This is a genomic window from Pseudomonas sp. HY7a-MNA-CIBAN-0227 (assembly GCF_040310325.1).
Lineage (GTDB): Bacteria > Pseudomonadota > Gammaproteobacteria > Pseudomonadales > Pseudomonadaceae > Aquipseudomonas.
In genome coordinates this window covers 1-23,296 of record NZ_JBEOPT010000015.1, presented here as the reverse complement: position 1 = coordinate 23,296, position 23,296 = coordinate 1, and the positions used below count along the sequence as shown (strand labels likewise).

20 protein-coding genes and 2 pseudogenes are annotated in these 23,296 nt (G+C 57.4%); 8 read left to right on the top strand and 14 right to left on the bottom strand.

The annotated features are described in order from the left end of the window. Window positions 1–48 precede the first annotated feature (48 nt). Together AAEZ06_RS21530 and AAEZ06_RS21525 are read right to left on the bottom strand one after the other, a co-directional pair. Window positions 49–1,215 (bottom strand): cystathionine gamma-synthase, encoded by a 1,167-nt coding sequence (locus AAEZ06_RS21530; RefSeq protein WP_350616102.1) that lies wholly within the window; start codon window positions 1,213–1,215, stop codon window positions 49–51. Continuing rightward, the gene (locus AAEZ06_RS21525; RefSeq protein ID WP_149414552.1) at window positions 1,212–2,588 is read right to left on the bottom strand and encodes a pyridoxal-phosphate dependent enzyme; all 1,377 of its coding nucleotides are present in this window, start codon (window positions 2,586–2,588) and stop codon (window positions 1,212–1,214) included. The genes AAEZ06_RS21530 and AAEZ06_RS21525 overlap by 4 nt, the downstream gene beginning before the upstream one ends. A gap of 456 nt (window positions 2,589–3,044) precedes the next feature. Here AAEZ06_RS21525 and AAEZ06_RS21520 point away from each other — a divergent pair, with 456 nt between their 5' ends. Continuing rightward, window positions 3,045–3,410, top strand: a complete 366-nt coding sequence (locus tag AAEZ06_RS21520) for an avidin-fold protein (protein WP_149414553.1) — start codon at window positions 3,045–3,047, stop codon at window positions 3,408–3,410. A 197-nt stretch (window positions 3,411–3,607) separates the two neighbouring features. On the opposite strand, the gene AAEZ06_RS21515 is transcribed toward AAEZ06_RS21520, so the two are convergent. The 4 genes from AAEZ06_RS21515 to AAEZ06_RS21500 all read right to left on the bottom strand — a co-directional run bounded on the left by AAEZ06_RS21515 (window position 3,608) and on the right by AAEZ06_RS21500 (window position 8,520). Continuing rightward, window positions 3,608–3,769 carry a DUF2986 domain-containing protein gene (locus tag AAEZ06_RS21515; RefSeq protein ID WP_133103395.1) on the bottom strand — a complete coding sequence of 54 codons (162 nt, stop codon included), beginning with the start codon at window positions 3,767–3,769 and terminating at the stop codon, window positions 3,608–3,610. A gap of 213 nt (window positions 3,770–3,982) precedes the next feature. After that, entirely contained in the window at window positions 3,983–5,194 is a 1,212-nt protein-coding gene (locus AAEZ06_RS21510) for a YeeE/YedE family protein (protein WP_350616099.1), read from the bottom strand. 472 nt (window positions 5,195–5,666) lie between these two features. Beyond that, window positions 5,667–7,379, bottom strand: coding sequence for a peptidoglycan D,D-transpeptidase FtsI family protein (locus AAEZ06_RS21505; RefSeq protein WP_350616097.1), 1,713 nt, complete (start codon window positions 7,377–7,379; stop codon window positions 5,667–5,669). A 643-nt stretch (window positions 7,380–8,022) separates the two neighbouring features. Then, window positions 8,023–8,520: an Lrp/AsnC family transcriptional regulator gene (locus AAEZ06_RS21500; RefSeq protein WP_149415059.1), complete on the bottom strand. Its 498-nt coding sequence runs from the start codon at window positions 8,518–8,520 to the stop codon at window positions 8,023–8,025. Window positions 8,521–8,643: 123 nt separating this feature from the next. Between AAEZ06_RS21500 and AAEZ06_RS21495 the strand changes: the two genes are divergently transcribed. The 3 genes from AAEZ06_RS21495 (at window position 8,644) to AAEZ06_RS21485 (ending at window position 12,466) form a co-directional block, all read left to right on the top strand. Beyond that, complete coding sequence (locus tag AAEZ06_RS21495; protein ID WP_350616095.1) at window positions 8,644–9,678, top strand: histone deacetylase family protein; 1,035 nt, start codon at window positions 8,644–8,646, stop codon at window positions 9,676–9,678. A gap of 94 nt (window positions 9,679–9,772) precedes the next feature. Next, a complete protein-coding gene (locus AAEZ06_RS21490) occupies window positions 9,773–11,188 on the top strand; it encodes an amino acid permease (RefSeq protein ID WP_350616093.1) in 1,416 nt (471 codons plus the stop codon). A 150-nt stretch (window positions 11,189–11,338) separates the two neighbouring features. Further along, the gene (locus AAEZ06_RS21485; RefSeq protein WP_149415061.1) at window positions 11,339–12,466 is read left to right on the top strand and encodes a GGDEF domain-containing protein; all 1,128 of its coding nucleotides are present in this window, start codon (window positions 11,339–11,341) and stop codon (window positions 12,464–12,466) included. 74 nt (window positions 12,467–12,540) lie between these two features. Here AAEZ06_RS21485 and AAEZ06_RS21480 read toward each other — a convergent pair whose 3' ends face one another. The 5 genes from AAEZ06_RS21480 to AAEZ06_RS21460 form a co-directional block, all read right to left on the bottom strand. Beyond that, window positions 12,541–13,392: a CAP domain-containing protein gene (locus AAEZ06_RS21480; RefSeq protein ID WP_149415062.1), complete on the bottom strand. Its 852-nt coding sequence runs from the start codon at window positions 13,390–13,392 to the stop codon at window positions 12,541–12,543. A gap of 78 nt (window positions 13,393–13,470) precedes the next feature. Beyond that, entirely contained in the window at window positions 13,471–14,799 is a 1,329-nt protein-coding gene (locus AAEZ06_RS21475) for an MFS transporter (RefSeq protein ID WP_350616090.1), read from the bottom strand. A gap of 134 nt (window positions 14,800–14,933) precedes the next feature. Beyond that, complete coding sequence (gene lhgD / locus AAEZ06_RS21470; protein ID WP_350616088.1) at window positions 14,934–16,127, bottom strand: L-2-hydroxyglutarate dehydrogenase; 1,194 nt, start codon at window positions 16,125–16,127, stop codon at window positions 14,934–14,936. A gap of 116 nt (window positions 16,128–16,243) precedes the next feature. Further along, a complete protein-coding gene (locus AAEZ06_RS21465; protein ID WP_350616086.1) occupies window positions 16,244–16,954 on the bottom strand; it encodes a FadR/GntR family transcriptional regulator in 711 nt (236 codons plus the stop codon). Between the two features lie 57 nt (window positions 16,955–17,011). Beyond that, window positions 17,012–18,241 carry an MFS transporter gene (locus AAEZ06_RS21460; RefSeq protein ID WP_350616084.1) on the bottom strand — a complete coding sequence of 410 codons (1,230 nt, stop codon included), beginning with the start codon at window positions 18,239–18,241 and terminating at the stop codon, window positions 17,012–17,014. 127 nt (window positions 18,242–18,368) lie between these two features. On the opposite strand from AAEZ06_RS21460, the gene AAEZ06_RS21455 reads away from it, so the two are divergent. Continuing rightward, the gene (locus AAEZ06_RS21455; RefSeq protein WP_350616082.1) at window positions 18,369–19,259 is read left to right on the top strand and encodes a LysR family transcriptional regulator; all 891 of its coding nucleotides are present in this window, start codon (window positions 18,369–18,371) and stop codon (window positions 19,257–19,259) included. An 83-nt stretch (window positions 19,260–19,342) separates the two neighbouring features. Continuing rightward, complete coding sequence (locus AAEZ06_RS21450; RefSeq protein WP_149415068.1) at window positions 19,343–20,029, top strand: GNAT family N-acetyltransferase; 687 nt, start codon at window positions 19,343–19,345, stop codon at window positions 20,027–20,029. Window positions 20,030–20,041: 12 nt separating this feature from the next. Here the strand turns inward: AAEZ06_RS21450 and AAEZ06_RS21445 are convergent, their stop codons facing one another. Continuing rightward, entirely contained in the window at window positions 20,042–20,659 is a 618-nt protein-coding gene (locus tag AAEZ06_RS21445) for a TetR/AcrR family transcriptional regulator (protein WP_149415069.1), read from the bottom strand. A 91-nt stretch (window positions 20,660–20,750) separates the two neighbouring features. On the opposite strand from AAEZ06_RS21445, the gene AAEZ06_RS21440 reads away from it, so the two are divergent. Together AAEZ06_RS21440 and AAEZ06_RS21435 are read left to right on the top strand one after the other, a co-directional pair. Continuing rightward, entirely contained in the window at window positions 20,751–21,341 is a 591-nt protein-coding gene (locus AAEZ06_RS21440; protein WP_350616079.1) for an NAD(P)H-dependent oxidoreductase, read from the top strand. 29 nt (window positions 21,342–21,370) lie between these two features. Next, window positions 21,371–21,740, top strand: a pseudogene (locus tag AAEZ06_RS21435) (transposase); the annotation flags it as partial. 494 nt (window positions 21,741–22,234) lie between these two features. On the opposite strand, the gene AAEZ06_RS21430 reads toward AAEZ06_RS21435, so the two are convergent. Together AAEZ06_RS21430 and AAEZ06_RS21425 are read right to left on the bottom strand one after the other, a co-directional pair. Next, a complete protein-coding gene (locus AAEZ06_RS21430) occupies window positions 22,235–22,651 on the bottom strand; it encodes a hypothetical protein (RefSeq protein WP_350616077.1) in 417 nt (138 codons plus the stop codon). A 3-nt stretch (window positions 22,652–22,654) separates the two neighbouring features. Then, window positions 22,655–23,296: pseudogene (locus AAEZ06_RS21425) on the bottom strand (type IV secretion protein Rhs); the annotation flags it as partial.

The following is a 23,296-nucleotide window of genomic DNA, read 5'->3' as shown; positions in this document are numbered from 1 at the left end:
CTTCTGGCCGAAAGCCGCCCCTCAATAAAGGCAGCCTTCAACCATCCCTCAGATCCGTGCCAGTGCCTGAGCCAAGTCCGTCCGCAAATCCTCAACCGCTTCCACGCCCACCGACAACCGCACCAACCCATCGCCGATGCCCAACTGCGCCCTGGTTTCGGCCGGGATGCTGGCATGGGTCATGATAGCTGGATGTTCGATCAAGCTTTCCACGCCGCCCAGGCTCTCGGCCAAGGCGAAGATCTTGACGTTTTCGAGGAAGCGCCGGACCCCGGCCAAATCGCTGTTCAGGTCCACCGAAATCATCCCGCCGAAGCCGCGCATCTGCCGGCGCGCCAGTTCGTGCTGTGGGTGCGAAGGCAGGCCCGGATAGTAGACGCGTGCTACCTGTGGCTGCTGCTCCAGCCATTGCGCCAGTTCCAGGGCGTTGCTGCAGTGGCGCTCCATGCGCAGCGCCAGGGTCTTGACCCCGCGCAGGGTGAGGAACGCGTCGAAGGGGCCGGCGATGGCGCCCACCGAGTTTTGCAGGAAGCCCAGGCGCTCGGCCAGTTCCGGGTTTTGTCCGACTATCGCGATGCCACCGATGACGTCGGAGTGGCCGTTAAGGTACTTGGTGGTCGAGTGCACCACGATGTCGAAGCCTAGTTCCAGCGGGCGTTGAATCCACGGGCTGGCAAAGGTGTTGTCGGCGACACAGAGGATGCCCCGGTCGCGGCAGATGCGTGAGATGGCGCCAAGGTCGGTGAGGCTCAGCAGGGGATTGCTCGGTGTTTCGACCCATACCATGCGCGTGTCGGCCTGCAATGATGCTTCGAAAACCGCCAGGTCCGTCAGGTCGACGAAGCTGAAGTGATGCCCGGCGCTGCGTTGGCGCACCTTGTCGAACAGGCGGAAGGTGCCGCCGTACAGGTCATTGCCGGAGACGATATGCGAGCCTGCATCAAGCAGCTCAAGCACGGTGGAAATCGCCGCCAGCCCGGAAGCAAAGGCGAAGGCCTGGGTGCCGCCCTCAAGGTCGGCCACGCAACGCTCCAGGGCAAAGCGCGTGGGGTTGTGGGAGCGACCGTAGTCAAAACCCTTGTGCACGCCGGGGCTCTCTTGCAAATAGGTGGAGTTGGCGTAGATCGGCGGCATCAGCGCGCCGGTGGTGGGGTCTGGCGTTTGCCCTGCGTGGATGACGCGGGTGGCGAAGGCGCTTTTATCGTGCTGACTCATGCAAGGGATCTCCGTAAATGATTGAGCAGGTCGACGCGGGTAATCAGGCCATGGAAGCCTGTAGCGTCGGCGATGATTGCCACCAGGCCGCGGTCCAGTTCTGCCTGCAGTTGCGCCAGGCTGGCGCTGGGGGCCAGGGTTTGCAGGGTGTTGGTCATGGCGCTGGCCACGGTCATGTGAAAGTGCGAGGCGTCGTGGTGGATGCCGAGCAAGATGTCTGACTCGTCGATCACGCCTACCAGCCGCTGGCCGTCCACCAGCACTGGCAGTTGCGAAACATCCGCCAGGCGCATGCGCTGAAAGGCGGTGAGCAGGGTGTCGTCCGGGCCTACGCTGATCACCCGGCCATCCTCGAAGCGCCGGGCGATCAGGTCGCGCAGGTCGCCGTAGTGCTTGTACTGCAACAGCCCCTGATCGTTCATCCATTGGTCGTTGTAGACCTTGGACAGGTAGCGAGTGCCGGTGTCGCAGACGAAGGTCACAACACGCTTGGGCTCGGTTTGCTCGCGGCAGTAACGCAGTGCGGCGGCGAGGAGGGTGCCGGTGGAAGAACCGCCGAGAATGCCTTCGGCGCGCAGCAGTTGGCGGGCATGGTCGAAGCTTTCTTCGTCGCTGATGGAGTAGGCCTGGCGCACACTGGACAGGTCGGCAATCGACGGAATGAAGTCTTCGCCGATGCCTTCTACCGCCCATGAGCCTGGCGTGCCGAGGGTGGCGCTGCGGCTGTATTCGGCAACCACTGAACCCACCGGGTCGGCCAGTACCATGGCCAGGTTCGGTTGCACGCGTTTGAAGAAGCGGGTCAGCCCGGTTAGCGTGCCGGCTGAGCCGACACCGACGACGATAGCGTCCAGGTCATGCTGAGTCTGCGCCCAGATCTCCGGCGCGGTGCTGGTCTCGTGGGCCAGCGGGTTGGCCGGGTTATTGAACTGGTCGGCGAAAAATGCGTCGGGAATGCCCCGCGCCATCCGCGCCGCCACGTCCTGGTAGTATTCGGGATGGCCCTTACCGACGTCGGAGCGGGTAATGTGCACCTCGGCGCCCATGGCCTTGAGGTGCAGGACTTTTTCCGTGGACATTTTGTCCGGTACCACCAGCACCACTCGATAACCCTTGGCCCGGCCTACCAGGGCCAGGCCCAGCCCGGTGTTGCCAGCGGTGGCCTCGACGATGGTGCCGCCGGGGCGCAGCCGACCATCGCGCTCGGCGGCATCGATCATCGCCAGGCCGATGCGATCCTTGATCGAGCCGCCGGGGTTCTGGGATTCGAGCTTGAGGAACAGGGTGCACGGGCCAGTATCGAAACGGCTGACACGCACCAGCGGCGTATTACCGATCAGTTCGAGCACGGCGGGGCGGGAATCGTTCGGCATGTCTTTACCTCACTACGGGGGTAATCGTATTGGATCGACAGCAGCCTGCGGGTGGTGGTTGCAGACAATGCACTGTCTGGAACATAGGCCGGTATCGCGCCACCTGCAACCGTATGGGTTCTCCATGCTGCACCGAAAGCAGGCCTTACTGTTTCATTAGGGGGCTTTACCTGAGATGCCAACGTTCTTTAGTCTGGCCAAAGCCTGTATTCATTGACTGTTTAGCCGTTGGCCACGGCTTGCTTTAGAGGACTCCAGCTTGGATACAAGATGGAGTCCACCATGCAGAACGAACAGTGCCCCTTTTTTGGTCGGAGGTGAACCCATCTTGCTTTTTATCGTCGTGGGTTCGCAGCTTCAGAGATAGCCAAAGCAGCGCTTTCTGCAGTCGCGAAAAAATGGCTTAAGATAATCGAAGGCTGGAATGGAACATCTCGACTAAAGGACGCGACATTTATGGAAACCCCCTTTTCTCAAATCAGCGAGCGTTTGAACAATCGCCGATTTACGGTAGCGGACAACACCCACGGGCTATCCGGTGCAGGCACAGTATTTCATTACCATGTCGAGGAAAATGCCATTTCGGGCACTTACCAAGGCGGCCGGATCCGCATGGGTAATCAAGTCGGGCGTGCAACAGGCCCCGATACCATTGAGCTTCTTTATCAGTGCTTAACTACGGATGGCGAGATTCTTGCCGGCTGGTCTCGTGGCAAGGTAGGCGTTGATCACGCAGGACGTACCACTCTGACCTTCATATGGGGTTGGTTGTCGGGCGCGACTGGAGGAGGGGAGTCAAGCTACGTCGAGCTTGCCGCATAGCGGTTAACGGACTAAAGGGGACAGTCCGTGCTCAAACGGGCGTATATGTCGAAGGTGCCTGGGTTGCCGCGAACCATACGAAATGACCTAAACCTCCCTTCGTAGTGGAATTTGCAGCGTCCAGCACCCGAAGAGAGCGACGTTGACTGCATTGTTCGGCCGCGTTCTCGCGGTACGTGCCATCGCAATACCTAAGATCAGCTCTCAGAGGAAATGATTGAGTCGTGACTGGATTCAGCAGCTAGTTTCAATTGGTCAGCTTTACTAATGTATTTAGACTTGCTTGGCGGTGCCAATTTGGCACTAGCCTTTTTGGCGTGAGCCTTTAATAGCTGCTTTATTTTTTTACGACGATTCATGTTTTTCTACTCAGCTTGTAAGGTCTTGATTGACTGGTTAGCCGGCATTAGTAAGGGCGAAATTCTTCTCGGTTCTTAGTGCATCGGCATCGATCTTGGCAGCGCTCGTTTCGAGGGGACTGATGTATGCCTCGGGAAGCCCATGCTCTTTGATCCCGTAGAACAGTACCAAGGCCGGCAGTCGAGGTTTATCGGCTGCCAGCCGCAGATTTCTCAGCAACCGCCCAACGCCAATTGCCGACGCTCGGCCCCAAAGAAAAACGGCCGCAGACGCACGCCCACGCTATTACCGATAAACGCAGCCACTAACCACAGCCAGCCATGCAGGCTGCCCGAGGCGATGCCACTGAAGTACGCGCCGATGTTGCAACCGTATGCCAGGCGCGAACCATAACCGAGCAGCAGGCCACCAATCACCGCCGCGAACAGCGAACGGGCCGGAATTTTCAGGTTGGGTGCAAAACGCCCGGCCAAGCCTGCGGCCAATAGCGCACCGAGGATGATGCCGATGTCCATGACGCTGGTGATGTCTTCCCACACCGGCGCGGCCAGGGCTTTGGCATTACCCGGGATCTGCCAGAACACCCAACTGCCGACATCGACGCCCAACCCGCTAGCAGCCTTGGCGCCCCACAGCGCGAACGCCGAAGTAATGCCCCACGGCCGCCCGGCCAGCGCCAGAGTGGCGTAGTTGAGCAGGGCCAATCCAATTGCACCCCATACCAATGGCCACGGCCCGCGCAAGAAGCGGCGCAGACCTTGGTGCTCGCTGGTCACGCCCTTTTCAAGCTGCCCATGACGGCCCTTTTCCAGCCGTACGGTCACAGCCGCAATCATCCCGAACACGGCCAGGCTCACGAGCAATGCCGGAACCACGCCGAAACTTTTGACGATGGAAGTCGCCGGGAACGAGGGCAGAGAAAACCACCAGTCAACGTGGTGAGTGGCGATCAACGAACCGCAGATAAAGAAGAACAAGGTCACCAGCATGCGCGCATTACCGCCGCCCACGGTGAACAAGGTGCCTGACGCACATCCGCCGCCCAACTGCATGCCGATGCCGAAAATGAACGCACCGAACACCACCGAAATCCCGGCCGGCGCCACCAACCCGACCACTGGCTGACCGAACAGAGTGCCCGCCCCCAGTGCAGGGAAGAACAGCAGCACCGCCACCGCCAGCATCACCATTTGCGCACGCAAACCCGCGCCACGCCGATCATTGATGAACACCCGCCAGGCCGACGTAAAACCGAAGGCTGCGTGATAAAGCGTCAAACCCAGCGCCGCGCCGACCACCAGCAACAGCACTTGGCGCGAGCCGACGCTGTTTTGCAGGAACGCGGCGCCAACTAACAGGAATACAAAAGCCACCAGTGGCGCGACCAGCTTGCGTTCAGGTGTCATAGAGAGAGAACGGCTCATGAGGTATCTCAGTTCATTTGAGTTTGGTTAATTTCGATGGCGCCGAGTATAAACCCAGGAGGGTGTCTGATCTTTGTATAAATGGTCATTAGGTGCCCATTGCCTTTGCCAAGGAGTGAATTGCCCTGATTGTGTAGACACAAATGACTGGCAGCTATGGGTCGATTTCAGTCAGTCGAGACAGGCAGAAAACGGCCAAAAGTAACCCGTTGTTGCTTCGAGCAGCTCATCTATCAGATCGATCGCCTGGGAAACTGGCGTGGCACCGTCAATGTCGAGCTGGCGTTCAGCGGGAGCTTCCTCCCGCTGGAAACCGAAGGATCCTAATCCTGCGCCAGTAATCAGAAGCTGATTGTTGGAACGATTTGGGATAGGCCCCTTGTCTGCCAACGGCCCGAAATCGATTCAGTCAGCGCCGCAAGCCGGTCTGCATTTCAGGGTGGTTATCACGGTCACTTCAGTCGCCATAACTCTAGACCGGGCCGGAACGTTCTGCGCCAACTGAACCTTGAGCGGCTGGCAGAGTTTGATTTTGGTCACTCGGTATATTTCTGATGCGAAGGACATCTTCAAGTACCTCCTTGAAAATCGGTGCTGCAATCGCTCCCCCGAAGTAACCCTTGGCGGTGGGCTCATCCACCAATACAGCCATAATGAACTCAGGCGCGTTGGCCGGAGCGATACCCACGAATATGGCTCTATATTTATTGCTTTGATATCCGCCACTGGATGCCTTGCGTGAGGTCCCGCTTTTACCCGCAATTACATAACCTTTGATTGCTGCGCGCTTTCCGCCTGCTCCAGGTCCATCGACTGCATGCACCAACATGTCCAGAATACTGTTGGCGACCTCCGGGCTTATGACATTGCGGGGTGGCTGTGCCTCACCTTTGATTATCGATAATGGAACCAGGTTTCCATTATTTGCAAAGACGGTATAAGCCTGAGCTAGTTGAGCCAAGTTGACCGACAAACTGTATCCGTATGAAAGGCTAGCGGTGGCGATATCTGACCATACCCTCTTGGTTGGAACAGTCCCAACACTTTCCCCTGGAAAGTAGACCGAGGTGTTGTTTCCGAATCCCAGCTCAATCAGCAATCGCGAAATGACTGCTCCACCTGTCGGAATCGCGACCTTGCTCATGCCGACATTTGAAGAGCGGCGGATGATGCCCGGCAGGTCTAACTGATTGTCCCTACCCACATCTCGAATCGTATATCCATTAATTTTTACGAAGCCAGGCGCTATTTGAATTATGGCATTTTTGTCAACTATACCAGCTGTCAGAACGGCGGCCATACTGAATGGCTTTATCACTGATCCCGGTTCATATACGTCAGTAAATACTCGGTTTCGAATGACGTCCGCGCTAAAGCTTTTACGCGCATTTGGATTGAATGAGGGCATCGTGGATAATGCTAATATCTCTCCTGTTTTAGCGTGTATAAGAATTGCACTTGCCGACCGTGCTGCATTGTTCTTAAGTCCTTTCAATAGTGCTTTTTCAACGTAGTGCTGAAGGGTGGAGTCAATTGTTAAATATAGATCCTCTCCAGGGGTGATGAGCTTGTGCACAAGGATTTCGCTAGTGACTCTCTTGCGTAAATTCAAGGTGAGTTCTTCTAGGCCAGACATGCCTGAAAGTTTATGATTGTACATTAATTCAATGCCTTCAATGCCCTTTTGGTCAATGTTGGTGAAGCCTAATGTCTGAGCTAGCATCGAAGACTGCGGATAAAATCGCTTGTATTCCTGGCGCTCATAGATGCCTGGGATAGATAATTTTATTATCTTCCTTGCGACCTCTGGATCAACCCTTCTGGCTAAATAAGCGAAGGATTTGCCTTGGGAGTTCAATGTCAAATGGCTAATCAGCGAGGCATCAATATCAAGATGCTCGTTCAATATTACTGCCTGCTGTTTAGTTGGGGCGAACTGTTTAGGATTCACCCACAAGGTGCTGACGGGTGTGGAGACCGCCAAGGGCTGTTTGAATCGATCAAATATAGTGCCGCGGACGGGGACTGTTTCAGTCAGTCGCGTTGAACGTTTGCGGCCTTCGTTATTCAAGAACTCATGAGAAAAAATTGTAAGGTGAATAATCCTTGCCGCAAGTACCATTGAAAGGAAATAAAAAATAGCTAAAATTATCGTAAATCTTGGATTTTGCGCTAGGAGACTCATGCAGCTTTCCTGATTTATACGTACTATGAAAAAAACAGCCTAACTAACTTATTACTATTTTGCTTGGTATTATTAAGAAACAGTTTTTCATGAGTTACGGGAAAACAATTACGGTGAATCAAGAGTGAAATGCAGATGTTTCAAGCGAGTCTAGTCCCTTGCTATTTCGTAATGCCGTACCAGTTCGCAGTAACGGCGCGGATCCCTGCGTTTTTCATACCCTGTTAAAAGACGGTGAGAGAAATCGATGTCTTCGAAGCTGAATGACCGTTTTTGGCCGATTGCTACCGGTCACCAAGGGCTGCAATCGACCCAAAGCGAGCACTCAAGTTCGAGATGACTTACTTAGCCTGCCGTCGTTTGAGCGCCTACCTTACTAATCAATCTCAGCCAACACCTTGAGAGGCGTAACAAGAGCAGCCCAATCCTGATCGAGTGGCGACCAGGCGGTTGTTCGATGCCATGACGGGGATGAGGAAAATCGACATCGCGGCGAGCTAAGGAGCGTTGAGGCGTTAACGGAGGCTCGTTGCTACTTGCCTGGCCCTGACGCAGGATCAGGACGGATGTGCGATGGATATGGACTTATGACTTCACGGTGATCATCGGCGCGCGTTAGAACAGGCTGGTTGGGCATCGCCGTTCACTGCTTGATCCGCTCTGGAATAGCAATCCGGCTCGTCGTCTTCACCTCCCGCAATGCCAAACTCGACTGAATCGACGCAATCCCCAACTGGCGCCGCAACACGCTTTCAACAAACTCACTGTAACTGTCCAGATCCTCAGCCAACACCTGCAACAAATAGTCGGCATCACCAGTGATCTTGTGGCACGACTGCACCTGTGGCAGTTGCTTGATCACCGCTTCGAAGGCTTCAGGGGTGTGGTCGGTGTGGGTGGCAAAGCGGATATGCACGAAGGCCATGATATCCAGGCCCAGCTTGCGTCGGTCCAGGTTGGCCTGGTAGTCCTTGATCACGCCTTCTTCTTCCAAACGTTTACGCCGTCGCCAGCAAGGTGTGAGGCTCAGGGACAGGCGCTCGCTCAGTTCGGCGTTGGAGATACTGGCGTCTTCCTGCAGCAGGGCGAGGATCGCAAGGTCGGTATCGTCAAGCGCGGCATGCTTGGTTGTTTTTTTCATTATTGAATGTCTTTGGGGAAAATATTCCCGATTACGCTAGCATCACGAGAAGTAAAAGCAAAGAAAGCCCCTTGCGGCCAGAACAAAATAGACGCCTGGATCTCATTAGGCGGATATGTACTCATGCTGACTATTTTTAGCGACTCCCATCGTTTGCACCATGGCACCGAATTGAAGGACGGCGTGCTCAAGCCGTCTTTCGAGCAGCCGAGCAGGGCGGACACCGTTCGTGATCGCGTCAGGCAGGTAGAGCTTGGCGATATCATCGTCCCGCGCACGTTCGACCGCTCGTGCTACGTCAACGCCCACAGCGAGCGCTACGTGTCCTTTCTGGAAACAGCCTGGGCGCAATGGACCGCCATCGGCCGCAGCCATGACGCATTGCCGCTAGTCTGGCCGGTTCGCGACCTGGCCAACGATCAGGCCCCCGACTTTATCGACGGCAAGCTCGGCTTCTTCGCCATGGATGCCGGCTCGCCGATCACCGCGACCACCTGGGAAGCGGTCAAGACCAGCGCTGACATCGCGCTCACCGGCCTGGCCTTGATCGACGAGGGTCACAACAGTGCCTTCGCCCTGTGCCGTCCGCCCGGCCACCACGCCGCGCGGGAATACATGGGCGGCTATTGCTACTTGAACAACGCGGCCATCGCGGCGCAACAGGCGATAACCCAAGGAGCCAAACGCGTCGCGGTGCTGGACGTGGATTTCCACCATGGCAATGGCACACAAAACATCTTCTTTGATCGCAGCGACGTGATGTTTGTCTCCCTGCATGGCGAGCCATCGGTGTCCTATCCCTATTTTTCCGGGTTCAGTACCGAACGCGGTGCCGGTGCGGGCGAGGGGTTCAACCTGAATTACCCGTTGCCAAAAAACACCACCTGGCCAACCTACAAAACAGCCTTGATCGACGCCTGCCAAAAGCTGCGCAACTTCGCGCCTGAAGTGCTGGTGATTTCCCTGGGCGTCGACACCTTCAAGGACGACCCCATCAGCCATTTCCTCCTGGAAAGTCATGACTTCACCGGCATGGGCGAAATCATCGCCAGCGTAGGCGTGCCCACGCTCTTTGTGATGGAGGGCGGCTACATGGTCGATGAGATTGGCATCAATGCAGTCAACGTGCTGCGAGGCTATGAAAGCAAACATGCCTGAAAGTTGACCCCCTGAGTCCGAGCCCCACCCACAATAAAAATCGCCCGATATTTTTCTGCCAAAACTCAAAAACATAAGATCAAGAGGTTTTGTGATGAAAACAACTACGCCTGGGCTAATCGAAAAGCCTGCGTTGCAGCGCACCTTGAGCAATCGTCATATTCAACTCATGGCCATGGGCGGGGCGATCGGCACCGGCCTGTTCATGGGATCCGGCAAGATCATTGCCCTGTCCGGCACCTCGATCATCCTGATCTACATGATCATCGGCCTGTTCGTGTACTTCGTCATGCGTGCCATGGGCGAGTTGCTGTTATCCAACCTGAACTTCAAAAGCTTCGCCGACTTTGCCGGCGCTTACCTCGGGCCGCGCGCGGCGTTCTTTCTCGGCTGGTCTTATTGGTTGAGTTGGAGTGTGGCAGTGGTGGGGGATGCGGTGGTGGTGGGCGGGTTTTTCCAGTACTGGTTCCCCGATGTACCCGCCTGGATTCCCGCCATTGGCATGATGCTGACGTTGTTCGCCTTGAACGTACTGACCGTCAAACTGTTCGGCGAAGTGGAGTTCTGGTTCGCGATCATCAAGATCATTGCCGTCGTCACCTTGATCGGTGTGAGTGTGGCGCTGATCGCCAGCTCCTTTGTATCGCCCACCGGCGTTACCGCATCCCTGACAAACCTGCTGGATAAGCAGGCGGTATTTCCCAATGGCCTGTTTGGCTTCTTCGCCGGTTTCCAGATGGCAGTCTTCTCCTTCGCCGGCACTGAACTGATCGGCACCGCGGCCGCCGAAACCCGCTCCCCGGAAAAGACCTTGCCCAAGGCGATCAACTCCATACCACTGCGGATCATTCTGTTTTACGTGCTGGCCCTGGCTTGCATCATTGCTGTGACGTCCTGGCAGCAGGTGTCGCCGAGCAAGAGTCCGTTTGTTGAACTGTTCCTGATCGCGGGCTTTCCGGCGGCGGCTGGTATCGTCAACTTTGTGGTACTGACCTCGGCGGCATCGTCCGCCAACAGCGGGGTGTTCTCCGCCAGCCGCATGCTGTTTGGCCTGGCGGACCTGGGCAATGCGCCGGGGATCTTCCGCCGGCTGTCGAAAAACAGCGTGCCGTTTATCAGCCTGGCCTTCACCACCTTTCTGATGCTGCTGGGGGTGTTGCTGCTGTTTATCGTCCCGGAAGTGATGACCGCCTTTACCATCGTCTCGACGGTATCGGCGATCCTGGTGATCTTTACCTGGTCGACCATCCTGGCGTCCTACATTGCCTACCGCAAAAAAAGACCTGACCTGCATGCACAATCGCTCTACAAAATGCCGGGTGGGGTACCGATGGCCTGGTTCTCCCTGGCGTTCCTGGCATTTGTGCTGTGCTTGCTGGCCTTGCGGCCGGATACACGATTGGCGCTGTGCGTGATGCCCGCGTGGTTTATCTGGCTGGCCATCGCCTACCAGCTCTCGCATTTGCGGAATCGGTTTGTGGCGAGCGCGGTGGCCGGGCGAGTGGGTTGACGCTACTTTCCAGTCCGGTCCCCGCGAAAGCTTCATCCGCACGCTTTAGCAAGCGCTTTCCCGGTCCTGATCCGCTTGATTCTGCTGTTCCGCCTGCTGGCAGGATGCCACAATGCCATTTTGTCGCAGCATTATGATCAGGCGGATCAAATGAATGGCCTTGGGCGTGGGCAGGACCAGGATTTTTCCATAGAGGAACAGGTGCGCACTGATCGACTGCACCAGTTGTTTCGCCAATCATTTTTTGCCGTTTTCGGCAGTTATATGGCCGCGATCATGCTCTGTTGGTTGTGCTGGGACCGGTTTGAGCACAACGTCATGGTCAGCTGGCTGGCGCTGCTGGCGGGGGCGACGCTGCTGCGTGTCGCGATGTTCATGGCCTATTTTCGCAGCCCTAAAAGTGAACGCACGCCCCAGCGCTGGGAGCGCCGCTACTGGAGCACCCTGGTGCTATCCGCTGGGATCTGGGGGGCCGGCGCGTTTGCGGTGATGCCCACCGACGATCGGCTGTCCCAGGCGCTGGTCATGCTGTTTGCCGTGGGCATGTCGGTCAGCGCGGTGTCGTGTTACTCGGCATACCGTTACATGACGCTGGGGTCTATCGGCCTGGTGTTGTTGCCCTGCACCCTGTGGCTACTGTTTCAACCGGCATCGATGCAAGTGGGCATGGCCATGGCGGTTCTGGTTTTCTCTTCGTTTGTGGTGGGCGCCACGCGCAAATTGTCCGAGGCCTTGGAGACTGCCTTTCGCCTGACCCGGGAAATGGAGCGGGCCCACAACATCTCCACCCGTGCCGCACAGACCGATGAACTCACCGGCCTGATGAACCGCCGGGCTTTCTTCGAGCATGCCCAGCTGTTGTACAACCAGTGCAAACGCAACCAACAGCCGTTGTGTGTGTTGATGCTGGATATGGATCACTTCAAGGCTATCAACGATACCTACGGCCACCAGGCCGGCGATCAGGTATTGCGCCAGATCGGCGGGGTGATCAGTGCGTCGTTTCGCCAGGCTGATGTTTATGGTCGCCTGGGTGGCGAGGAGTTCGCGGTGCTGCTGCCGGACACCACTGTCGAGGTGGCGCGGGACATTGCCGAGCAACTGATCCGCGCCATCGCGGGCTTGATTACCGAACCGGTACTTGGCCTGACCGCCAGCCTCGGTGTCGCCTCGACGCAATCAGTGGACGACGATCTGCACGGCCTGATGAACACCGCCGACAAAGCGCTGTATCGCGCCAAGGCCCAAGGGCGCAATCAGGTGGCGGTGGCGTCGTAGAGTGCGCTCAATCCTTGCGCATAGCCTTGGCCAGCCCCCGCGTGCCTGGCCGTCCATCGCGTTCCGTCATCTATTTACTGCACCCCGAACAACCCCGTCCAATAAATTCCCGCATCACTTTTCGGGTCAAGTCCATAAGCAGCGCCCAATTCGCGCAACTGCGGGTTCATCAGGTTGGCGCAATGGCCAGGGCTGGCGAGCCAGCCGTCGACCACCTTGCGTGGGGTGTCCAGGCCGGCGGCGATGTTTTCGCTGATTGCCTGGCCGATATAGCCCGCCAGTTCCGCTCGGTCGCCCGGCGTACGACCGTCGCGGTCAAGGTGATCGAAGAAATTGTTGTTGGCCATGTTGCGCGAGTGACTGTCGGCGGCGCTGGCAAGTTGGGTGTTCCAGGCCAGTGGTTTGGTCGCTGCGAAGGCTTGTCCGCCACATTGGCGCGGTTGATTGCGGGCGGCGTTGATCATCTCAAGTACTTGCTGGCCGGCAGCCTGCGAGCTACCCAGGCCGCGGGTCAGTAGCGGACGGGCCAGCACGATGCGCCAGTCCTGGCCATTATTGCTCACGCCGATGTCGACGAATTGCGGGTCCAGCACCACCCGGCAGAAGCTTTCGCGCACGGCCTTCATGGCGGACTGGGCGTCCCGTGGGCCGGACAGGCTGATGGCCTGGACGTTGACCATCGGGTACGCCGCCCGCGCCAGCGCCTGTTGCAGGTCACCGGCGTTGTTGACCGGCAGCACCAGGCGCGCATCGGTGGCCAGGGGGGGCAACTCCTGGGAACCCTGGTTGCCACAACGTTGCACCTGGCTGCGGTACTGGTTGATCGAATCTACTAATTGGCTTTCTTCGCTCGCCGACGCCTGGGCACAGAACACCAGACTGGCGGCCAGCGTCGTAAACCCCATCATCAATGACAGCACGCGCATGGACGTTATCCTTGAGCTTAAAAGTGCCCATGATGCGCGATGAAGGGGCATCCATGCACCCGTTGGTCAGTTTTTTGGTCAGTTCTTGAACGCCGAGTGCTTGCGGCCCTGATCACACAGGGCAAACACCACCACCAGCACCGAGGCGATTGCGAGGATGATCACCACGCCATCCGTTGAATGGGTAGCCGACGACGCCACCAGCGACAACGCCCCAAGCGGCGCCAGGCCACCGGCGATGGCAGTACCGATTTCGCGTCCGGTGCCGAAGCCTGAAGAACGGGTCTGGGTAGGAAACTGACGGCTGAGGAACGACCCCTGGGGCGCAAACATCATCGGCGCGAGAATACCGGTGCCCACACCAATGGCGATGTAGATCATCAGGCTTTCACCAGTGTTGAGCAGCGCCAGGAACGGGTAGGCAAACAGCAGCGACAACACACCGCCGAGCATCAGCACCTTCTTGCTGCTCCACTTGTCGCACAGCCAGCCGAAGCAGGGCACGGCGACGATGGCGATCAGGCTGGCAATGGTCACCGACAACGAGGTGACATGCACATCAATACCCTTGAACTGGGTGAGGTAGGCCAGGGAAAAGGTTTTGAAGATATAGCTCAGGGCGTTGTAGCCAACCGCCACGAAAAACACCACGGCCAGGCCCTTGAGGTCGTTCTTGAACAGGGCCTTGAGCGGCGATACCTTGGACTTGGCGGTTTCCTTGCTCAGCTCTTTGAATTCCGGGGTTTCCGGGATGCTGTTACGCACCCATAAGCCGACACCCACCAGCGCAATGCTGCAGATGAACGGGATACGCCAGCCGCCAGCCAAAAGGAATTCGTTGCCGTTGATGGTCAGCAGGTACACGGTCAGCGAGGACAGCAGCAGGCCCAGGTTCAGCCCCAGCGCCGGCCAGGCACCTTGGCTGCCGCGCTTGCCTTCGGATGCGTGCTCGTAGGACGTGACCGCCGCGCCGGACAATTCGGCACCGGCGCCCAGCCCTTGGATGATCCGGATAAACACCAGGACAATCGGCGCCCAGATGCCGATGGACGCGTAGCTTGGGATCAGGCCGATCAGTGTGGTGCACACACCCATCATGCAGAAAGTGATCACCAATACGTGTTTGCGGCCGAACTTGTCCCCCAGGTAACCAAACAGAACGCCGCCGAAGGGGCGGGCGATAAAACCAATGGCAAAGGTGGAGAAGGCCATCAGCGTGGCGGCTTTCGGGTCACTGTTATCAAAGAATATTTTCGAAAAGACAATCGCCGCCATGGTTGCGTAGAGGTAAAAGTCATACCACTCCAGCATCGAGCCAAAGATGGTGGCGGCAGCGACCTTGCGCAGGCGTTTTTTGGTTTGTGCCGGGGTTTCCACGGCGGCGGTGTTGTGGGCTGGTGCCGTCATTCTGTACTTCCTTATGAGTCATTATATTTATTGTTAAATTGACGCTTACTACGCCCCAGGGGCCGTTTTTCGGCGATAGGGGGTTGGCAGTCCACCTCTTGGCGAAGTCAACCGACGGATAAAACGGGTGGGTTTCAGTTGGACTTGAACATACGGTCGGCGATCATTTCGCCAATGGGAATGGCCGAGGTCGCGGCGGGCGAAGGTGCGTTGCACACGTGCAACATGCGCGGCGTCTGGGCGAACAGGAAATCGTGGACCAGCGTGCCGTCGCGCATGACTGCCTGGGCACGAATGCCTGCTTCGTAGGGCAGCAGATCGTCAATCTCCAGGGACGGGCAATACTTGCGGCATTGCTCCAGGTAGCCGGACTTGAACAGTGAGTTTTTCATCTCGACGCTGCCGGAGCCCAGGTTCTGCCAGATGGTTTTCCAGAAGCCCGGGAAGCTGGCGTACTCGGCCACGTCTCGCCAGTTGATGGAAAACTTCTTGTAGTTCTCACGACCCAGGCCCAGCACAGCATTGGGGCCGACGGTGACGCTGCCATCGATCATCCGGGTGAGGTGTACGCCCAGGAACGGCAACTCCGGGTCCGGGATCGGGTAGATCAAGTGATTGACGATGTTGTTTTTCGCCGCAGGCAAACGGAAGTATTCACCACGAAACGGGATGATCTGGTGGTCAATGTCGATCCCGGCCAGGGTCGCCAAGCGATCCGATTGCAGGCCCGCGCAGGCCACCAGGTGCCTGGCTTGCCAGGCGCCGTCGTGGGTGCTGACGGTGACCTTGTCGGTATCTTCCTGGATCGCGGTGACGGTTTTTTCCAGGCGGATTTCACCGCCACTTCGGCGAATGACTCCGGCCATGGTTTCGCAGACCTGGCGGTAATCGACGATGCCGGTGGCGTCGAGGAACAGCCCGCCGAGCCCGACAATATTGGGTTCGCGCTGGCGCAGTTGATCGGCGTCTAGGCGCTCGACCTTCATGCCATTGAGTTGCGAGCGGGCGTAAAGCGCCTCCATCCGCTCCACTTCCAGCGCCGTGGAGGCCACCAGCAATTTGCCGCACACCTCGAACTTAATGCCGTGCTCGGTGCAGAACTGCTTGGTCGCCTCGGCGCCGCGCTTGCACAGGTCCGCCTTGAGGCTGCCCGGCGCGTAGTAGATGCCGGCATGGATCACGCCGCTGTTGTGACCAGTCTGGTGTTTGGCAAGCGCCGGTTCCTTTTCCAGAATCACCAAGGATGCCTCGGGCTGGCGCTTGAGCAGCTCCATCGCGGTGGCGAGGCCGACGATACCGCCGCCAATGATGCAAAAGTCATAAATCATGGTGTGTGGCTACCTAGAATCAATACATTTCAGTCTGCTTATCAGGTTGTCAGACTAATGTTTTTGTTAAAAAAACGGCGCACTAGAGGCACGCTTCAAATAGTTGGGTGAATCAATCAATCGGTGGCAGGCAGTTCAAGTTGTAGGCGTTTGGCGGCGGCACGCAAGTGCGATTCGGCGGTCGCGGCTGCGCCCTGGGCGTCACCGTCGGCGATGGCCTGGTAGAGCGCCTGGTGTTCCTGGGTGGCGTCGGCCGAGCCGCTGGCAAAACGCGATGCCGAGTTTTCCCAGGCGGTTTTACGGGCGCTCGCCAACTGGCTTCTGAGGAAGTCATGGAAGGCGACAAAGTAGTCGTTCTTGCTGGCTTCGGCGATGGCCCGGTGAAATTCCACGTCGGCGAGGGCGGCGGCTTCGAAGTCGGCGCGCTTGTCGTGCATTTCCTGCAAGGCCTGTTTCATGCGCTTGAGGTCAGTGGCGTCACGGCGGCGGGAGGCAATGGAGGCGGCCTGGGTTTCGATCCACAGGCGCACTTCGAACATTTGCGCCAAGTCTGGCCGGCGCCCGTCTTTTTCCGGGAAACGGAAAACAGTTCCGGTCGGCGTTTGCGAAATGAATGAGCCCAGGCCGCGCCGGGCGGTCAGTACGCCATCGGCCTTGAGCTGGGCAATGGCTTCGCGCACCACGGAGCGGCTGACGTTGAGCTGTTCGGCCAACTGTTGCTCGGTGGGTAGGCGCGACTCGGGCGCGAGCTGTCCGGAATCGATCTCGGTACGAATGGCGTTGACGACACGCACGACGAGCGAATCAGGGCGCTGGAGTTCAAGCATGGAAGCAAAACCTTAGTGGTCAGGTTGTCAGACAATAGCCGCGGTGATTTTCTCTTGTCAAGGCGCCCGTGAAAGCTGGGTGGCTGCCGAGCGATGGCTCAAGGCAATCAGCAACGCCGCGCCGATCAACCCCAGCGCCACGGCGAAGGTGATGCGCAGGCCGCTGCCAATCGTTTCAGGCGTGGCTACCGTGATGTCGCCCGTGGCCAAGGCGAAGACCGCACCCAGCGCCCAGGCGCCAGTGATCAGCCCAAGGTTGCGCGACAGGTTTAGCAGGCCTGCGATCACGCCGCGCCGATCCGTCGCCACATTGCTCATCACGTTGGTGTTGTTGGCCGTCAGGAACTGGGCGTAGCCGAGGGTGAGGATGGCGAGGGCGCCGATATACCCGGTAACGCCCAGGTTCAGCGGCGTCAGCGCCAGCAACAGGCAGCCGCCAAGCATGCCAGCCAGGCCTGCGAGGGTCATGGGATGGCCACCAAAACAATCGGTCAGACGGCCCGCAGGTATTCCCACTAGCGCAACAATGCATGGCCCGACCACCATCACTAAGCCCATTGAGGCCGGGTCAAGCCCTACTCCATGGGTCAGGTAGAACGGCCCGGCCACCAGCGTTGTCATCATGACGGCAGAGACCAGCGTACTCATGCAAAGCCCGGCTCTTAGCGGCGCGTCGCGTAACACCGAGAAAAAATTGAAATCGGCTCGCGTCGAATTCTGCTCATTACAGTCGACCATCAGATAGCGGCGGGTGAGGGCAAACGTCAGCACGCCCAGCGGCACCATGAAGAAGAACAACGCCTGCCAGCCCCATCCAGCGATCAACACGCCGCCAATACCTGGCCCCAGTGCGGTGCCAATGGCAGACATCGTGCCCAGTAAACCCATGGCGTGGCCGGTCCGGTCTTTGGGTACCGTCTCGCCGACCAGGGCCATCGTCATTGCCATCATGGTTGCCGCACCGAGACCTTGCAGAGCGCGTGCGCCTATCAGCAGTCCCAGAGAAGGCGCGGCACCGCACAGTGCGCAGGCCAGGGTGAACAGTGCCAGCCCCGCCAACAACAGACGGCGGCGGCCTAGGCGATCACCCAGTCGGCCGACACTGACAATCACCGCAGTAATTGCCAGCAGGTAAGCCAGGACGACCCATTGCACCGCCTGCAATGACGCATCAAAAGCCTGGGCCAGGCTTGGCAGGCCGACATTGGCGATGCTGGTGCCCAGGGACGCCAGCAGCATGGACAGCGACAGGCTGGCGAGGGCGCCGCGAGGGGTTAGGGATGTCATGGGCGGTTCCTTGTTCTGACCACTGCCAAACGGACAGCTGTCAGAAAGTTACGCCCTCGCATAACATGGCGGAAGACGCAGCAGTTGCACTCTATGCTTGCGCCTGACGCCTTGTGAGGATTGCCCCGTGTCGACCCCTGATTTCAATCTGCTGGTTACCCTGGACGTGTTGCTTGCCGAAGGCAGCGTCGCCCGTGCCGCACAGCGTTTACGCCTGAGCCCGTCGGCGATGAGCCGAGCCCTGGCGCGCTTGCGTGAGACTACCGGCGATCCGCTGCTGGTGCGCGCCGGTCGCGGCCTGGTGCCGACACCGCGTGCCCTTGAGCTGCGCGAACAGGTCAGCCAGTTGGTGCAGGACGCCGAGGCGGTGCTGCGTCCGGCCCAGACTCTGGACCTTATACACTTGGTGCGCACCTTCACCCTGCGCACCAGCGAAGGCTTTGTCGAAAGTTTCGGCCCGGCACTGCTCGCCCGTGTTGCCGAACAAGCCCCCGGCGTGCGGTTGCGCTTCGTGCACAAGCCGGACAAGGACAGCACGCCCTTGCGCGACGGCAGCGTCGACCTGGAGACCGGCGTAGTCGACAGTAACGCCAGCCCCGAGGTGTTGACCCAGGCGCTGTTTCGCGACCGTTTTATCGGCGTGGTGCGCAGTGATCATCCGCTGAGCCAGGGCAAGATCACGCTGGCCCGCTATGCGGCAGGCAAGCACATCTACGTGTCCCGACGCGGGCGCGACAGGGGGCAGATTGACGATGCTCTTGAGTCTCTCGAACTGACGCGAGACATCGTCACCATCGTCTCCGGTTTCTCTACCGCACTGGCTCTGGTGCGCAGCACTGACCTGATCGCCAGCGTCCCTGAGCGACACACCAGCGGCCTGCGGGATGGCCTGTATAGTTTTGCGTTGCCGGTCGAGTTGCCGGTGTTCAGTGTCGCGATGCTCTGGCATCCACGCCTGGATGCCGATTTGGCGCACCGCTGGTTGCGCGGTTGCCTGCGCGAGGTGTGTGCGCAGTGAAACAACGCATCTGCGTCGAGGTGTTGCTGCAACAGGTACACTCTGCCCAGCCTTGATGCGACACACCAGGAAACAGGAATTCAATGTTCAGCCTTACCCACTATGAAACCCCGTGCCCCGAGCACATCAACAGCCAGATCTTGCAGATGGTGGTCGACTACCTGACTGACATCAGTATGGTTGCTATCGCGCCGAGCAACCTGCTCTACAACGTCTACCAATATACGATCGGTTATGAAGTGCACCTGTACCTGGAAGCGGTCGGAGGCTCGAAGGGGATTGCGGTTGAACTGATCGTCGCCGTGGACGAGCAGGCCCCGGCACAGGCCATCGGCTTTTTGCTGTACCTGCCGGTCAAGGGCGACCCCGACGCGTGCGGCGTGGCCTATATGGCGGTGCATGCCAGTCATCGGCGCCAGGGCGTGGCGCGAGCGATGATGCAGGACATGCTCGCTCGCTACCCTCATGCCGAACTGACCTGCGCCGTGGAAAAGGTACCGGCGTTTGAATCCATGGGCTTTCAGGTCCGGGGCGTACGCGGTACTCAGGTGTTGATGAACACCCGCGACTACAGCACCGATGGCTTGATGGGGCTGTTGGATGTGGCGTCGATCTACAGTTCGTTGGAAGTGCGGCAGATTCACACCTATCTGCTGCAAAAACACGGCAAGCGGGCAATGGTCGACGCCGAAAAACAGCGAGACCGGCACTTCGACCAGATGACGCACAAGGCCCAGGGTTTTGTGCGCGGGCGTTTGGGCGAGGACTGAAAAAACGCCCCCTTACTTTTCCAGGCGTGCACCGCGATTGACCATCGCCTTGATGTTGGCAAACAGTTCTTCCTGCGCCTCCAGCGGGCTGACTTCACCGCTGGCAGCCGCATGGGACAACGCCTCGGCCGCGCCGAGCATTGCCCGCAGACTCGCCTGGGAAATGGCACCTGACACTGCAAAAGGGGCGAGGGCGGCGCGGCACTTCTCCATGAAAATCATCTCGTACTCGCGCTTGAGGGTTTCCAGCTCCGGCGAACTGCTCAGTGCTGCGATCACGCCCGGTATCTCCCGGCCCTGGAACAGCACGCAGTCGACATAGGACGAAGCGATCACCCACGCGCGCTCATCAAGGGTCGGTTCGCTGGCCTCCAGGGCACAGGCCATCAACTGGTTCTGGCGTCCGTCGAAATCCTCATACAGCGCCGCCAACAGGCCGGCCCGCGTAGTGAAGTGGTCATACACCACCGGTTTGGTCACGCCCGCCATTTCTGCCAGTCGACCAAGGGTCAGTGCTTCAGTGCCTTCTTCGCGAACCAACTGCCAGGCAACATCCAGCAACTGGCGCAGGCGATCCTCCCGCGCCAGGCGACGGCGTGGCTGTGGGGTGTTCGTTTCGGTGCTTGACATACTTATATACCAAAAGTAACTTACCAAAGGTAACTTATGTCCAGCCTATACGGTTCGCCTTCTGCTCGCAAATTGCCCCCGAGTCTTCGCCATGCACGCGCTTATCGTTGTTGCTCACCACGATCCTCAGTCCCTCACCCATAGCCTCGCCACACAATTGGCCGAAGGCCTGGCCCTGTCCGGCGATACGTTCGACATCGCCGACCTGGCCGCTGAAGGCTTCGACCCACGTTTCACCCTGGCCGATCACGCCGCCCACCGCACCCAGGCAACGCCACCCGCCGATGTTCTCGCCGAACAAGCACGGATCGACCGCGCCGATGCGCTGGTACTGGTGTTCCCGGTCTACTGGTGGTCCATGTCAGCGTTGCTCAAGGGCTGGATTGACCGGGTCTTTGCCAACGGCTGGGCTTTCGATTTCAGCCTCGACGCCAAGCTGGTGAAAAAGCTCGGACACCTGCACGTGCAGTTGATTGGCGTGGGCGGCGCCGATGGCGGCACTTATGAGCGCCATGGTTATGCCGAGGCCATGCGCGCACAAATTGACCATGGAATTTTTGATTATTGTGGGGCGAGGGTGGTGGGTTCGCAGTTGTTGCTGGAGTCGGAGACGGCTGAGCCTCAGGTTCATCTGGCAGCAGTTCGGGCGATGGGGCGTGACGGGGTTATGTTTTCCAGGTAATAGCCGGCACACTGTTTTTGGCCTTTTGGCGGCAGATCGACCGTGCTACCCCGGCAGAGCTTGATCTGCACGTCATTCTGGACAACAGCTCGACTCACAAAACGGCGGCCATCAAGCAATGGCTAGAAAAACACCCGCGTTTCAAACTGCACTTCACACCAACCAGTGCCTTGTGGATGAACGCAGTAGAAGGCTGGTTCGCTCAACTGGAAATACGGGCGCTGTATCGTGGCGTCTTCATCCGCGATGCCGAACTAAAAGCAGCTATCCGTCAATTTATTGAGGCTCACAATGAACTTTCAGGCTCAGCCTTTTCGGTGGAACAAAACAGCTGAATCAATCATCAGCTCTGTAAGCAGAGCAAAGCTTGGCGCGATAAAGAGTAAGTGGTTGAATTAATCGCTCAGGCCGCTAGTCGGTTGCAGCAGGTGGTTTGAAGGTTTTTGGTTGTTATTGGCTAATCCAATGCTTTCGCTATGACTTCCGCCTGGTATCGGGTCAAATATTTCAGTAAAGCTTTCATGAACTGACGTTGATCAGAGATTTCATCGTCGAAGTATGTGTCAAATAGATAAAAAGTGGAGTCGAAATTATCATCGGTGGCTAAATAGTATTTTAGGGCGCTTATAAACCAGTCCTGGTCGGCTTTTGTATATGAAGTAAATTCTGGCTTGGTAAGGGCCTCGAAAAGTTCTGACAATTTTTTTGAGGTGTTCACGCTTTTCGAGACGATAAGCTCTTCTCACTCGAGGTTTTTTATGTTTTCAATGTTGTATGTGTACAAACAGACCTCGAACTATCGAAAGGTTAGGTGGGTTTTTCATTTTTAGATCCCGTAAAGATGCCGCTAGATAGAGAGAAGAAGATGGGTGTATTTAGTTTTATTCACGGTCTTACCAAGTGGACTGATCTTCTAGGCTGGCCTTCTGGATGTCATCTTCCCATTCCTTATTGGCTAATCTAAAAACTTCTTCGAAAAAACCTCTCGGGTCATCTATCTCGGTCTCATCCCAAGCCATGCTTATATATTTGTCATAGTCGCTTTCAAATTCTTTCGAAAAATCAAACTCTGGAATTTCTAATGCGTCTTTCAATATGGTAATTAAGACAAAGCGGTGTCTGTAAGGTAGGTACATAAGATCTTTTAAAATAAACGACCTAATGATCTCTTCTCGGTCTTTAGAATCGTTAGGGTTGTATTGCCAAAGCGCTTCGCCTTTAGTTTCTTCACGGTCATATATCGAGAGTGCTCCCAGTATGTGGGAGATTTTTGGCTCGTAGGGAGCATCTATATATGGAACTTTTAACATTTCTTATCTCACTGGAAACGCGGTGAAAGGACGGCTCACGTTGTGTTTGTCGAATCGGACTTCTGCTTTATTCATGTTTTCGAAGTATTTAGGATTGTTTTTATCTTTGTTGTTTGGCATGTAGCCACGCCCTGCTCCTGGCAACTCCATACGGACTACTGGATTGCCGTCACTGTCATATCCTGTAGGTGAAGGATTATTGCCCTGCATTTTAGATAGCGCCTTATTTATCGCATGAAGCTGCATTTTCCAGCTGTTAAATTGAGAGCTGGAACTTACTTTTCCCTTTTTGCCATTGGCTGGATTAGTCCCATCTATAGCACGTTGTCTCATAGATATTCCCGGTATCTCTGGTCCATGCTTGACTACAGTATGCATGTTGTATTTCTTTTCAAACTCTAGGACTCGCCGTTTTGCGTTCGCTTCCGTTAGCTCGTTAATTCGTTCCCGGCGCTCGGCCTGTGTTTGTTTGGGTAGAGGCGGCTCGCCGTCATCTACCTTCGCCTTTGCCGCTGGGTTTTCGCCCCCTTCACTGGGCTTACACCCATCCCCACCCGGACACGTACTCAACCCCAACGGATCCACCCACCCCGTAGGGTTGGGCACGTACTGGTATCCGTTCAGCCCGCCCGCCAGTTTCACCGG